General features: G+C 33.4%; 13 protein-coding genes. 2 read left to right on the top strand and 11 right to left on the bottom strand.

Annotation, left to right across the window (positions count from 1 at the left end):
* Positions 1–37: 37 nt before the first annotated feature.
* The 8 genes from QE431_RS07050 to QE431_RS07015 form a co-directional block, all read right to left on the bottom strand.
* On the bottom strand, positions 38–739 hold the full coding sequence (locus tag QE431_RS07050) for a sulfite exporter TauE/SafE family protein (RefSeq protein ID WP_307294175.1): 702 nt from the start codon (positions 737–739) through the stop codon (positions 38–40).
* Between the two features lie 107 nt (positions 740–846).
* On the bottom strand, positions 847–1,296 hold the full coding sequence (locus QE431_RS07045) for a FixH family protein (RefSeq protein WP_307294172.1): 450 nt from the start codon (positions 1,294–1,296) through the stop codon (positions 847–849).
* Positions 1,297–1,310: 14 nt separating this feature from the next.
* Positions 1,311–2,729 (bottom strand): cytochrome c oxidase accessory protein CcoG, encoded by a 1,419-nt coding sequence (gene ccoG / locus QE431_RS07040; RefSeq protein ID WP_307294166.1) that lies wholly within the window; start codon positions 2,727–2,729, stop codon positions 1,311–1,313.
* A gap of 11 nt (positions 2,730–2,740) precedes the next feature.
* On the bottom strand, positions 2,741–3,679 hold the full coding sequence (locus tag QE431_RS07035; RefSeq protein WP_057118630.1) for a cbb3-type cytochrome c oxidase N-terminal domain-containing protein: 939 nt from the start codon (positions 3,677–3,679) through the stop codon (positions 2,741–2,743).
* A gap of 2 nt (positions 3,680–3,681) precedes the next feature.
* Positions 3,682–3,876, bottom strand: a complete 195-nt coding sequence (locus QE431_RS07030) for a cytochrome c oxidase subunit IV (RefSeq protein ID WP_057118631.1) — start codon at positions 3,874–3,876, stop codon at positions 3,682–3,684.
* Positions 3,877–3,883: 7 nt separating this feature from the next.
* Positions 3,884–6,067, bottom strand: a complete 2,184-nt coding sequence (gene ccoN / locus QE431_RS07025) for a cytochrome-c oxidase, cbb3-type subunit I (protein ID WP_307294160.1) — start codon at positions 6,065–6,067, stop codon at positions 3,884–3,886.
* Between the two features lie 2 nt (positions 6,068–6,069).
* Positions 6,070–6,261 carry a cbb3-type cytochrome oxidase assembly protein CcoS gene (ccoS, locus tag QE431_RS07020; RefSeq protein ID WP_057118633.1) on the bottom strand — a complete coding sequence of 64 codons (192 nt, stop codon included), beginning with the start codon at positions 6,259–6,261 and terminating at the stop codon, positions 6,070–6,072.
* A 115-nt stretch (positions 6,262–6,376) separates the two neighbouring features.
* A complete protein-coding gene (locus tag QE431_RS07015) occupies positions 6,377–8,764 on the bottom strand; it encodes a heavy metal translocating P-type ATPase metal-binding domain-containing protein (protein ID WP_307294157.1) in 2,388 nt (795 codons plus the stop codon).
* A gap of 202 nt (positions 8,765–8,966) precedes the next feature.
* Here QE431_RS07015 and QE431_RS07010 point away from each other — a divergent pair, with 202 nt between their 5' ends.
* The gene (locus QE431_RS07010) at positions 8,967–9,650 is read left to right on the top strand and encodes a Crp/Fnr family transcriptional regulator (protein WP_057118635.1); all 684 of its coding nucleotides are present in this window, start codon (positions 8,967–8,969) and stop codon (positions 9,648–9,650) included.
* On the opposite strand, the gene mazG is transcribed toward QE431_RS07010, so the two are convergent.
* The 3 genes from mazG to def all read right to left on the bottom strand — a co-directional run bounded on the left by mazG (position 9,647) and on the right by def (position 11,656).
* Positions 9,647–10,417 carry a nucleoside triphosphate pyrophosphohydrolase gene (gene mazG, locus QE431_RS07005; RefSeq protein ID WP_057118636.1) on the bottom strand — a complete coding sequence of 257 codons (771 nt, stop codon included), beginning with the start codon at positions 10,415–10,417 and terminating at the stop codon, positions 9,647–9,649. The genes QE431_RS07010 and mazG overlap by 4 nt on opposite strands.
* Positions 10,418–10,519: 102 nt before the next feature.
* Entirely contained in the window at positions 10,520–11,005 is a 486-nt protein-coding gene (locus QE431_RS07000) for a DUF5606 domain-containing protein (RefSeq protein ID WP_134140965.1), read from the bottom strand.
* Positions 11,006–11,065: 60 nt separating this feature from the next.
* A complete protein-coding gene (def, locus tag QE431_RS06995; protein ID WP_057118638.1) occupies positions 11,066–11,656 on the bottom strand; it encodes a peptide deformylase in 591 nt (196 codons plus the stop codon).
* 201 nt (positions 11,657–11,857) lie between these two features.
* Here def and QE431_RS06990 point away from each other — a divergent pair, with 201 nt between their 5' ends.
* Positions 11,858–14,080: an FUSC family membrane protein gene (locus tag QE431_RS06990; protein WP_057118639.1), complete on the top strand. Its 2,223-nt coding sequence runs from the start codon at positions 11,858–11,860 to the stop codon at positions 14,078–14,080.
* Positions 14,081–14,108: the final 28 nt, after the last annotated feature.

Raw genomic sequence — 14,108 nt, 5'->3', positions numbered from 1 at the left:
TTTTATGTCCCTAAAATCACAGCCAACGTTGATTATCCTAATGGCAGTTTGGAGTCTGCTGTACAAATAAACTCATATTTGAGGGAGAAATATACGGAATTCCCAATCCTAATCCTCTAAGGATAAATAAAACTCCAATTATCACCGCAACATACGGAATTGCTTTTTGAATTTTATTTCTAAATGGTAATTTCAACAACGTATTTACAAATACTACGATCGTCATTAGCGGTATAGTTCCTATGCCGAATAACAACATGTAAAAAACTCCATAAGAAGCTCTTTGCATCGCAATTGCTCCAAATAAGGCAACATAAACCATTCCGCATGGTAAGAAACCATTTAAGAGACCAATTGTAAAAAGAGATTTGTAACTTTTGTTTTTAAATTGACTTCCTAAGTTCGTTTTAATTTTAGAGATGATTTTATAGACTGGTTTAGAAAAATTATACTCGGCAAATTTTTTCTCTGGAATTAAAACAACAATAATCATAATTACACCTATAATTATTGACATTTTTTGCTGTAATCCCGCTAGGAAAAAACCTCTTCCTAATAATCCAAAAATCAGTCCGATCGTAGCATAAGCGGTTAAACGACCAAAATGATAGGTCATAATCTGAGTTACTTTTTTTGCTTCATTTTGTCTGTCTACGGGAAGCATCATAGCAATTGGTCCACACATTCCAACACAATGCAGACTACTGATGAGACCTAAAAAGAAAGCTGAGAATAACATCTTTATTGAATTTTATGGCGCAATTATTAATTTTCATGTATCCCGATGGGACACTTTTTTATATGATATATCTTTTTTACCGATGAAATGCTCCTTGCGAAGCACAATTAATTGACGTAGATAACTTCTTTGGTTAAATATTTTTTGCCTTCGTACTGCCATTCCATATTGACATCCCAGCGGCCTTTTATTAATTTTTTCTGCGGAATAATCAATTCTGAATTGGTTAAGGCAATCTGAGTATTAAAATCAAATTTTTTGTTTGAAGGTCTGTATAGCAGAATATTGCCTTTTACTTTATTACTTTCAAATCCAGCAGGAAAGGTTACTGCTACACCACTATCTGTGTATTTGATTGATGGCTTATGCTGCAAGTCATGCGCATTTTGAATTCGGGCCATTTCCTCCTGAAAATGCGTATCATGTTTGTAATATTCCTCGACAACCAAATCGTTATCGTATTTAGAATTTGATTGTACTTCAAAAACAAAATATAAAATAAACGTCATAAACAATCCAAATGCTATGACAATTCCGGTACCCCAATTAATTTTCATACTATTTAATTTTTTTAATTAAAACTGCGTGGTCCTAAGAAATTTGTAGTTGTTGTTTCTATGAGTTCAGAACCATTATAAACTCCTATTTTTACTTTTGTTTTATCGCTTTCCAATAGAACTTCATTTATTTCGATGAATAATGTTCCTTGAGAAATTCCTTCTTTAGCAACTTTAAAATGCTGTTTTCCAACATTTTTAATTTCTCCTTTTTGATCGATTAATTCGAAATGGATATCCTTGTAATCTTTCATAGTTTTGTTTACAATTTTGTAGGTGTAAACATTACTGATTTTATCTCCTTTATGCTGAAAGAGCTGTCCTGGTAAACGCAAAACAACTGCCTGAACATCGGTTCTTAAGAACAACATCCCAACAAAAATGCTCAACAAAATAAATAGGACTGCTGTATAACCTTTCATTCTTGCAGTGAATTTAAAAGGTTCTTTTTTTGCAATTTCATCTTCAGAGGCATAACGAATAAGGCCTTTTGGCAAACCTACTGAATCCATTATATGGTCGCATTCATCAATACAAGCTGTACAATTTGTACATTCTAACTGCGTTCCGTTTCTAATATCTATTCCCATTGGGCAGACATGAACACATTGAAGACAATCGATACAGTCTCCTTTTCCAGTTAAAACCCTATCTTCTTTTTTATTAAATTTTGCTCTTCCTTTTTCTTTTTCACCTCGAACAAAATCATACGACACATTGATTGATTTATTATCTAAAAGAACACCTTGCAGTCTTCCGTAAGGACAAGCAATAATGCATACTTGTTCGCGAAACCAGACAAAAACAAAATAGAAAACCCCAGTAAAAATAAGAAGTGCAATAAAATTACTAGCCTGCTGAATTGGACCTTGCTCAATCATCAAAAAAAGAGCGTCACTTCCAACCAAATATGCTAGGAAAACATTCGCGATACCAAAAGAAATCAAAAAGAAAATTGTCCACTTGGTCAATCTTTTTCTAATTTTTTCCGCATTCCATTCCTGTCTTGCTAAACGTGACTGCGAGCCTCTGTCTCCATCTATCCAATATTCGATACGACGGAAAACCATTTCAAGAAAAATGGTCTGCGGGCAAACCCAGCCACAAAATATCCGGCCAAAAACAACTGTAAATAAAATTACAAATACAACGCCGACAAGCATTGATATTACGAAGAGGTAAAAATCCTGCGGCCAAAAAGGGAATCCAAAAATATTAAAACGACGTTCCATTATATTGAACATCATAAACTGATTCCCATTTATCTTAATAAACGGATTTATGACTAAAATTGCCAATAAAATATTGCTGACAATTTTTCTGTAATTGTAAAATTTACCAGACGGTTTCTTTGGGAAAATAAATTTCCGTTTACCACCTTCATCTATAGTTCCAATGGTATCTCTAAAAGCTTCGTCTGGTAAATTTGACATGGTATTATTTTTTATTTTTTAATTGCTGCAGTTTCTATTGATGCACTTGCTGGAGCATCTTTAGCTGGAGCACTATCATCAACCCAAATTTCTCCATCGGGAGCTTTTGGATCTTTAGGATTACTTCCTTGAAGAGACAAGATATAACTCGCTACTTTTTGAATTTCTTTTGGTTTCAGAGTTCCTTTCCAGGCAATCATTCCTTTTCCGTCTCGGCCTCCATTTGTAATTGTGTGGAATAAGTTTTTAATTCCGCCTCCTAAAATCCAGTGATTATCTGTTAAGTTTGGACCAATCTGCCCTCCTGCATCTGCTCTGTGGCACGCTGCACAATTGGTTGTGAATATTTCTTTTCCAGCAGCTAAACTTGGTTCATCAGTAAGTAAAACAACTGTTTTTTCATCCATTAAATCTGGTGCTGTTTTTAAATATTCTTCAACATCAATTTTTGCCTGAGCCATTTCTTTCTTCAACTCCATTTCTTGATTGTCGGCTCCGAGAACTTCGTAACGAACGACATAGATTACTCCAAAAATGATACAGATGTAGAATAAATATACCCACCATGGCGGTAAATTATTATCAAGCTCCTTGATTCCATCATAATCATGATCCATCAGCAGCTCGCCTTCTTTTTCAATTGGTGAGGTTTTGGTCAATTTTTGCATTAGGTTTTTAAACCAAGTGCTTTCTTTTAAACTTAAACTTTCTTCATGATCTAATTTTGCTTTTTCTTCTGGTGATAATAATTGATACATCACTCGGTTAACAGCACTTAGTGTTATTTCAATTGCAATTAAAATAAATAAGAAGACAAACAAAAAGAGTGATACCATCGGATATTTTATAAAAGCAGGTCTATCGCCTGAGTCTATAAAATATTCCATCAAAGCAAATACGATGAAGAAAATCAGCGGTACTCTAACATATACTGGGAAAAACTTTTTCATTTTTATCTATCTTTTGTAATTACAACAAGTCCTTCATCTAAAGGTATACTACTCATTTCCTGAATTTTGTCTTTTCTATAAGAGAACACCCAAAAGCCTAATCCTACGAAAAAGAAGAAGAAAATCAAGAGGGAAAGAATCGGGTAAATTTCTATACCCGATATTGTTTCCATATTGTGTTTTATTTGTTCGAACATAATGCTGTTATTTAGTTTCTTTTACTTTAATATCAGTACCAAGTCTTTGAATATAAGCAATCAAAGCAACGATTTCTCTTTCGTTCATAGGAATGAACTTTTCTCCTTTTGCTACAGCTTTTTTCTTGCTTTCTTCATAACTTTTTACAAAGTCAGGGTCGTTTTCTAAGCTTTTCTCAATTTTTACAGCCTGCTCTCTTAAAGTTTTTTGTGCGTTAGCTACATCAGCTTCACTATAAGGAACTCCAAGCGAAATCATAGCCTGCATTTTTTTCTGTGTTAATGAGATATCCATTGCTTTATTATCAAACAACCATTTATATCCTGGCATAATTGATCCGGCTGAGATACTTTGCGGGTTCCAGAAGTGGTTAAAGTGCCAGTTATCATTGTACTTACCTCCTACTCGTAATAAATCTGGACCTGTACGTTTTGATCCCCATAAAAATGGATGATCGTATACGAATTCACCCGCTTTAGACTGTACTCCATAACGCTCAACTTCACTTCTGAAAGGACGAACTGATTGAGAGTGACATCCCACACAACCTTCTCTGATGTATAAATCGCGTCCTTCAAGTTCCAGCGGTGTATATGGTTTTACACTCGAAATTGTTGGAATATTTGATTTTACCATTATAGTTGGTACAATTTGAATAATACCTCCAATTAAAATTGCTATTGTAGCTAGGATTGTTAATTGAATCGGTTTTCTCTCTAACCAAGAGTGGAATTTCTCACCTCTTACACGTCCGCTGCTGATTCTTTGTAAAGCAGGTGCTTGAGCCAATTCATCTTCTACAGGATTCCCAGCTCTAACTGTCATTATGATATTATAAACTAATGTCAGCATACCTATTAAGTACAAAGTACCACCAATTGCTCTCATCCAATACATTGGCATAATCGCAGTTACCGTTTCAAGGAAGTTTCCATAAGTTAATGTACCGTCTGGATTAAATTGTTTCCACATAGAAGCTTGTTGAAAACCAGCTACATATAAAGGAATCGTATAGACAATAATACCCAAAGTACCAATCCAGAAATGGAAGTTTGCTAATTTTTTAGAGAACAAATTCGATTTTGTCATTCGAGGAATTAACCAATAAATAATACCAAATGACATGAAACCATTCCAAGCTAAAGCTCCAACGTGTACGTGGGCAACGATCCAGTCTGTATAATGCGCGATAGCATTTACGTTTTTCAAAGAAAGCATCGGACCTTCAAAAGTTGCCATTCCGTAACCTGTAATTGCTACAACGAAGAATTTTAAAACTGGTTCTTCACGAACTTTGTCCCAAGCTCCTCTTAAAGTTAAAAGTCCATTGATCATACCTCCCCAAGATGGTGCAATTAACATTACTGAAAATGCAACTCCTAAATTCTGTGCCCAGTTTGGCAATGCAGAATATAATAAGTGGTGTGGTCCTGCCCAGATATAAATAAAGATTAAAGACCAGAAGTGTATAATAGATAATCTATAGGAGTAAACAGGTCTGTTTGCTACTTTAGGAATAAAATAATACATTAATCCTAAGAACGGTGTCGTAAGGAAAAATGCTACTGCATTATGTCCGTACCACCATTGTACAAGTGCATCTTGAACTCCTGCATAAACAGAATAACTTTTTAGACCAGAAACTGGAATTTCAATATTATTAAAAATATGCAGTACAGCAACTGTTACAAATGTTGCTAAATAAAACCAAATTGCAACATATAAGTGACGTTCTCTACGACGCAACATGGTTCCAATCATATTGATTCCCATCACTACCCAAATCAACGCGATTGCAATATCAATTGGCCATTCTAATTCTGCATATTCTTTAGAAGAAGTATAACCTAATGGAAGTGTAATGGCTGCAGCAACAATAATAAGCTGCCATCCCCAGAAATGAAGATTACTTAAAAAATCACTAAACATTCTGGCTTTTAGCAATCTTTGCAGCGAGTAGTACATACCAGCAAAAAAGGCATTACCAACAAAGGCAAAAATTACTGCATTGGTGTGTAATGGTCTTAAACGGCCATAACTCAGCCACGAAATCCCATCTGTCATGTTGGGAAAAAGGTACATTACCGCCAGGGTAAGTCCCACTAACATACCCACAACTCCAAAGAGGATTGTGGCGTAAATGAATTTTTTTACAATTTTGTTGTCGTAATAAAACTGTTCCATTTCCATAATTATACTTGTTTTTCTTCGATTGGTGAATTATTATTTGGGGAAATAATTTTGGTCTCGTCGTCAAAAAGAATTCTGACTGAGGGTGTATAATCGTCGTCGTACTGGCCGGATTTGACAGCTGCAATGAAGGCAATAAAAAAGCAAATTGCCACGAAAATACTCACTGAAATTAATAGATAAATAACACTCATACCGTAAATTTATGTTAACAAAATTACTAGGTGATTGGCGTTTAAAATATGATAATTATCATGATCAGAGAAGAATACTAAAATAAAATAGACTATTCTATCTCACCAATGAAAGTCATTTTAAATCCCTGTTGCTAAAATAGTTAGACATTAAAGTCACGAAGCTCACTATAGTAATTGTACTCAAAGGCATAATGATAGCTGCTACGATAGGAAGCAGATTTCCTGTAACTGCAAATGCCAGTCCAACAACGTTGTAAAGCAATGACAAAGCAAAACTCATTTTGATTACCAATATTGCTTTGTGTGAGAGCTTTAAAAAGTAATTTAGACGTGAAAATTCAGATGCATCCAAAATAGCATCACATGCTGGTGAAAAGACATTTACGTTCTCTGAAATTGATATTCCAACATTACTTTGTGCCAATGCTCCAGCGTCGTTTAGCCCATCACCCACCATCATAACATTCTTTCCTTTTTCTTGAAGTTTTTTGATGTATTCGAGCTTTTGTTCTGGTTTTTGATTGAAGATTAATTCGGTATCTTTTGGAAGGATAGCTTCTAAATTTCCTCTTTCTCCATCATTATCACCAGAAAGTACTTTAATTTCATATTCTCTGCTCAATTTTGAAAAAAGATCTTCTAAGCCTTCTCGATATTGATTTTGAAAAACAAACTTTCCAAAATAAACTCCATCAATTTTAATATGTAAAGCTGTTTTTTCGATCTCTGAACTATTTGTAACTATATCATCTACAAATTGCCCTGACCCTATTTTAATTTCTTTATCAGCAGCAACGGCTAAAATTCCTTTTCCTGTAATTTCTTGAAAATTATCGACTTGTATCCGTTTTGTTTCTGGAAGAAAATCATAAAGCATACGGCTTAAAGGATGGTTTGAACCGCGAAGCACATTTTTAATCAATATATTATCTGAATCAGAAATAGCATTTCCTTCATATAATATATTCGATTTTTTATTGGTTGTAATTGTACCCGTTTTATCAAAAACAATAGTATCAACTTTCGCAAGCTGTTCAATCACTACAGCATTTTTTAAATAGAATTTCTTTTTACCTAAAATTCTCAAAATATTTCCAAAAGTAAATGGAGCTGTAAGAGCGAGTGCGCAAGGGCAAGCCACTATTAATACCGCTGTAAAAACATTAAAAGCTGTATTAGCATCTATAAATATCCAATAACCAAAACCAGCAAATGCAATCAGCAGTAAGATTGGGGTAAAATACCGGCTTATTGCATCTGTTATGGTTTTGTGTTTTTGGTCTACTTTTTTCTGAAATATTTCATTACTCCACAACTGCGTCAAATAACTTTGAGAAACAGAATGCAATACTTCCATTTCAATTACTTTTCCAATCTGCTTGCCGCCTGCAAATACTTTATCTCCCGACTTTTTAGTTATCGGAACGGCTTCTCCGGTTACAAAACTATAATCAATTTCTGCGCTTTCGCTGATTAAGATTCCATCAACCGGAATAAGTTCTTGATTTCTAATCAATAAACGATCTCCTTTTAAAACATCATAAATGGCTACATTTTCTTCAGAAGAATCTTTGTTGATTTTGGTAACCGCAATTGGAAAATAAGATTTAAAATCCCTTTCGAAACTTAAAAAACTATAGGTTTTAATTTGAAACATTTTACCAAGAAGCATAAAGAATACTAAACTTGCCAAACTGTCAAAAAAACCTGGACCGTGATCCATTAACATGTCGTATGAGCTGCGAATAAACATTACAATAATACCTAAAGCAATAGGAATATCAATATTCAACATTCTCGTTTTAATGCTATGATAAGCAGAGACGTAATAACCACTTGCTGAATATAAAAAACTTGGTAATGCTAAAAGAAAAATCAACAGTCTGAAAAAAGGTTTGTAACTATCGAGCCAGAATTCTTTCATTTCGAAATATTCGGGAAATGAAAGCAGCATAATGTTTCCGAAACAAAAAAAGGCTACACCAAGTTTATAAGTTAAACTTCTGTCTACTTTTGCTTTTGCTGTTTCGTAATTTTCTAAACTTATATAAGGTTCGTAACCAATTGAACATAAAAGGTTAACGATTTCTTTTAAAGAAACGACATCAGAATTAAAGTTAATTCTAACTTTCTTTTCGTGGAAATTAACTTGTGAAATACTAATTCCAGGCTGTAAGCAGTTTAGATTTTCTAAAATCCAAATACATGAACTACAGTGAATATGAGGAATGTTCAAAGAAACAATGGCTGTATTTCCTTCTTGAAATTCTAGAATCTTTGAAAGTATAGCATCGTTTTCTAAAAAATCATATTTGCCTGCAATGTCCTGCGGAGTAGCACCAGGCGATTTTTCGAAATCGTAATAAGAGGTTAAGTCATTACTGCTGAAAATTTCGTAAACTGTTTTACAGCCTGTGCAACAAAACTTCTTATCATCAAAATCAATTTCTTCATTTTGTTCAATAGTTAAACCACAATGAAAACAACTTTGCTCCCTCATAAACTTGTTTTTATAGGGTACAAATTTCCGATTAAACACCAGTCATTAAGATGATAATTATCATGTTATATTCGAATTCACTTTTACTGAAATAAAATTATAATTATCAAATCATTACGAATCCTTATTTATAATAATTTTACCTGATAAAAGTGCCTAAAAACTTTAATTATCCTTAATTTTGCAGCAAACAAATATTGTCATGAATAAATGTGATCAATGCATTGTACGCCAGCTAAGCTCTTTAAAAGCTCTTAATAAAGAGGAAGTTATAAAACTAGCAAACAGCAAAACCACTTATAAAATTAAAAAAGGTGAAGCCATTTTTGAAGAAGGTGAAGTAACCAATGGTGTTTTTTGCGTGAAAGATGGCGTTGGTAAACTATCCAAATTGAGTGCAAACGGAAAGGACCAAATTGTAAAATTGGTAAAATCTGGCGAACTTCTTGGACAGCGTTCTATGATTAGTAATGAGCCGGCAAACTTAACTGCTAAAGCTATTGCAGACATGGAAGTTTGTTTTATTCCTAAAACTGAAATCATTAATTTCTTTAACAGCAACAATCAGTTTTCTTTAAATATGATGCAGTCTGTCTGCGAAGATTTGAAAGAATCTGAAAATGAAAAAATTGCTTTGGTTCAAAAAACAGTGAAGCAAAGACTAGCAGAAACCTTACTTCATTTACACGAAGCGTTTGGCGAAGACACCGATAAAACCCTAAAAGTTCAACTGACAAGAGAAGAACTTGCTGGAATTATTGGCACTGCGACAGAAAGCTGTATTCGTTTATTATCTGATTTTAATAAATCAGAATTGATCGAATTGGTTGGTAAAAAGATTATGCTTAAAAATGTTCGCGCCTTAAAAAAATTGGCCGATAATTAAAGTTTTTTAGCTTCGTTCCAAAAAACATCCATTTCGGTAAGCGTCATATCCATCAAAGGTTTCCCTAATTCGTTTGCCTTACTTTCTAAGTATTGAAAGCGTTTGATGAACTTTTTATTAGTTCTTTCTAAAGCGTCTTCTGGATTTACATTTAAAAAACGGGCATAATTGATCATTGAAAACAGTACATCACCAAATTCGTCTTCAATTTTGTCTTGGTTTCCAGATTTTACCTCGTCTTGTAATTCTTGTAATTCCTCCTGTACTTTGTCCCAGACTTGATGCGGTTCTTCCCAATCAAATCCTACACCTTTTACTTTATCCTGAATTCTGCTTGCTTTAACTAAAGCTGGAAGACTTCTAGGAACACCTTCTAAAACAGATTTTTTGCCTTCTTTAAGCTTTAATTTTTCCCAGTTTTGTTTGACTTCTTCTTCATTCTCCACTTTAACATCTCCATAAATATGAGGATGACGGTGAATTAGTTTTTCACAGATTTCATTGCAGACATCCGCAATATCAAAATCGTTTGTTTCACTTCCGATTTTAGCGTAAAAAACAATGTGCAGAAGCAAATCTCCCAATTCCTTTTTAACTTCATTTAAATCATTGTCCAGTATAGCATCGCCGAGTTCATAAGTTTCTTCGATTGTCAAATGTCTCAATGTCTGCAGGGTCTGCTTTTTGTCCCATGGGCATTGTTCACGAAGTTCATCCATGATATTTAATAATCTCTCAAATGCTTGTAACTGGTTTTCTCTATTCATCTTGAAGTTCTTTTAAAATTTAAAACTCGATCTTGTAAAATTAAAAAATCCTGTCAAGAAAACTATCTTAACAGGATATTATATAATTAAAAGAATAACTTACTATTCTTCTTTTTTAGCTTTTGCTTTTTTAGCTGCTGGAGCTTTTTTAGGTTTTTCTTCAGCAACTGGAGCTTCTTCTTTAGTTTCTTCAACAGCTGGAGCTAAATCTGTAACTAAACCTTTTGCTTGAAGCGTATTATACCAGTTTAATACTTTTTTGATGTCTGATGGATAAACTCTTTCTTCATCGTAATCTGGAAGAATCTGCTTAAAATAGGCAGCTAAAGTAGCGTTGTCTTCTTTATGAGAAATCGCTTGACCTTTGTTCTCTTTAACGGCAATTTGCTGCATTACTTCAGTTAATGGTTTTTCACCTTCATAAGTATAAATCGAAATTTCAGACAATAAACTTACATTGCTTTTTAGATTTACAGTAATCTTCTTCCCATCAATTAATGATTCCGCCACAAAACCTGTACGAGTTTGAACTTTCAATTCGTATAAACCTGGTTTCCCTGAAATGGCTAAAATTTTCGTTAAATTCATTTTTATTAAAATTAGTATTAAGAATTTGATTTATTTTTTGTTTCTAAATATTTAGAAAACTTATCTCCCTTTTTTGGCTGCAAAAAACTTCATTCTATATTCCTGAGATGTTTTTCCCTCAGTAATATTTTTTAGTTTCTTTTGAATTAAACGTTTTTTAAGAGACGAAATTTTATCTGTAAATAAAATTCCTTCAATATGATCGTATTCGTGTTGAATAACTCTCGCAATTAAGCCATCAAAAACCTCTGTTTTCATTACGAAATCCTCGTCACAATATTCAATTGTAACAATTGGTTTTCTGTAAACGTCTTCACGAACGTCTGGAATACTTAAACAGCCTTCATTAAAACCCCACTCTTCACCTTCTTCCTTAACGATTTTAGCATTGATAAAAGTTCTCTTAAAACCTTTTAAATCTTTTTGTTCCTCTGAAGGAAGATCCTCATCATCACTAAAAGGCGTTGTATCAATAACAAACAAACGAATTGGCAGTCCAACCTGCGGTGCTGCAAGTCCAACTCCGTACGCATTATACATAGTCTCGTACATATTTGCGATCGTTTCTTTTAGGTTTGGATATTCTGGTGTAATGTCCTGCCCTACTTTTCTCAAAACAGGATCACCGTATCCTACAATTGGTAAAATCATTTGTTTTTATTTATGTTTTTTATGTGCTGCAAAACAGAACTAAACTTCTCATATTTCAGCTGGCAAAAATAGTAAAAAATAGTCAATGAATAATTCTATTACTATTTTATATCATATTTTTTCAAAACCGTTAAAAATCTCAGCTATAATTATGCCAAAATCACTCGTACAATTCTTACCTTTGCTAGTAAACCTCTTTTTATGTTTGATAAAATTTCGAAATTTACCAACAGCACCTCTTTTTTCAATGCTTCTAAAGTAACCATTGCTTCTGTTGTTCCTGTTTTAGTTTTAAATTTTTTAGGTCATTTTGAAATTGGTTTTACAATAGCATTAGGAGCTTTTTATACTTATCCCAGCGATATTCCTAGTTCGCTGAGTCATAAAATTAAAGGATTAATTGCTGCATCTTTTATTGTTTCCGGCGTTAACCTTTTGGTTAATCTGGTTTATCCTTATCCCGTTTTATTTTATCCTTTTTTAGGATTTTTATTGTTTCTCTGTTCTATGATTTCGGTCTATGGACAGCGTGCAACTTTAATATCTTTCTCTGCATTATTATCTATTTCTCTTTCTTTTGGCCACTTACACGAGGGCTGGCAGGCGTTTGAATATTCCGGTTTTATATTTATTGGAGGAATTTTATACTTAATTGTTTCGCTTATTTTTCATTTAGTACAGCCTTATAAATATGTAGAATTACAAATTGCCGAAGGCATAAAATTAACTGCCAAATATTTAAAACTAAGAGGCGATCTATGGAGTCCAGAAGCGAATAGAAAAGCAATTATCGAAAAACAACTGGCTGTTCAGGTTGAATTAAATCTTATTCACGAAGATTTGAGAAAAATGCTGATCGGAAATCAGAACGCATCTGGAATTACGAGCCAGAACAGAAAAATGCTTTTGGTTTTTATCACATTGGTCGAAATTCAAGAACTTGCACTTTATACGTCTTTTGATCATAGTAAACTTCACATCAAATTTGCAAAGCATCCAGAGGTTTTAAGAACATATCAAAATGTGGCTTATAAATTGGCTTCGACTTTAAAAAAACTTTCAAAAAATGTTCGCCACATCAGCGTGTATGTAGACAAAAATGATTTAAAGAACGAGCTTGATGCCCTTGAATTTGCAATTTTTGATTACGAAAAAACTCTAGGAAAAGACGAAGCAGCCGAAGGCGTTTTGATGCTGACGAATATGCTGAAATATGCGAAAAATCAGGTTGGAAAAATCAAGATTATTCAACGTGCATTTTCATTGGCAATGCAGTCTTATAAATTAAAAGACAAGGATAAGGAGCTTGAAAAATTCCTGACGCCGCAATATTATCCGCTTCGAACTTTGATCGAAAATTTAAGTTATTCTTCTTCTATTTTCAGGCATTCGCTGCGCTTAACAATTACAATTCTAATTGGTTTTTTTCTAGGTCAGATTCTTCCATTTCAAAACGTTTACTGGATTTTGCTGACTATTGTTGTAATAATGCGTCCTGGTTATGGCTTAACAAAAGAGCGATCTTACCATAGAATGTTCGGAACTGTTTTGGGAGGTATCATAGCTTTCGGAATTGTATCTATTATTCAAAATCACGTTGCTTTAAGTATTTTCTCTATTATTTGTATGCTTTTGGGGATTTCGTTTACACAAATCAACTATAAGATCAGCGCAACATTTGTTACGATGTATGTGGTTTTTATATACGGAATTCTAACGCCGGATATCAATGAAGTTATTCAATACCGAATTTTAGATTCACTCGCAGGCGCAGTTTTAGCTTTTATTGCCAATCAATTTTTGTGGCCCGCATGGGAATTTATTAATACTCCTATTCATATTGAAAACGCAATTCGTGCCAACCGAAACTATCTCAAGGAAATTGCTGATTTTTATAATAAAAAAGGAGAAGTTCCGACTTCTTATAGATTAGCCAGAAAGAATGCTTTTGTTGAAATAGGAAATCTAATGACTTCATTTCAGCGTATGATGCAGGAACCAAAATCGAAACAGAAAACAATGCCTTTGGTAAACAAACTAGTGGTTTTAAATCACTCATTATTATCTGCTTTAGCATCGCTGTCAACTTATATTCAATCGCATCAAACTACATCTGCTTCTGAGTCTTTCAATTATATCATTAAAACGATTTTAGCTAATCTTGATCACTCTATTTCTATTTTAAGAAATGAAGTTATTTTAAAAGATACATTTTTTGAAAAAGAAGATGTAACGTTACAATTTGAAGAATTAAAAAGAAAGAACTTTACACGCTTGGCAGAAGATGATGGTTTAGACAAAGAAACACGTCAAGCCAAAATGCAGGAAGCTTCAATGGTTATCGAACAATTAATCTGGATGAGCAATCTTGCCGAAAAAATTCTAAAAAACACAACCGACCTAAAAGCAACAAATCCAGATTAATTCATCTGGATTTGTTTTTTTATTCTAT

This window comes from Flavobacterium sp. SORGH_AS_0622 (genome assembly GCF_030818825.1).
Classification (GTDB): domain Bacteria; phylum Bacteroidota; class Bacteroidia; order Flavobacteriales; family Flavobacteriaceae; genus Flavobacterium.
Note: the sequence above shows the minus strand (reverse complement) of the source record. Positions and strands in the feature narration are given on the sequence as shown.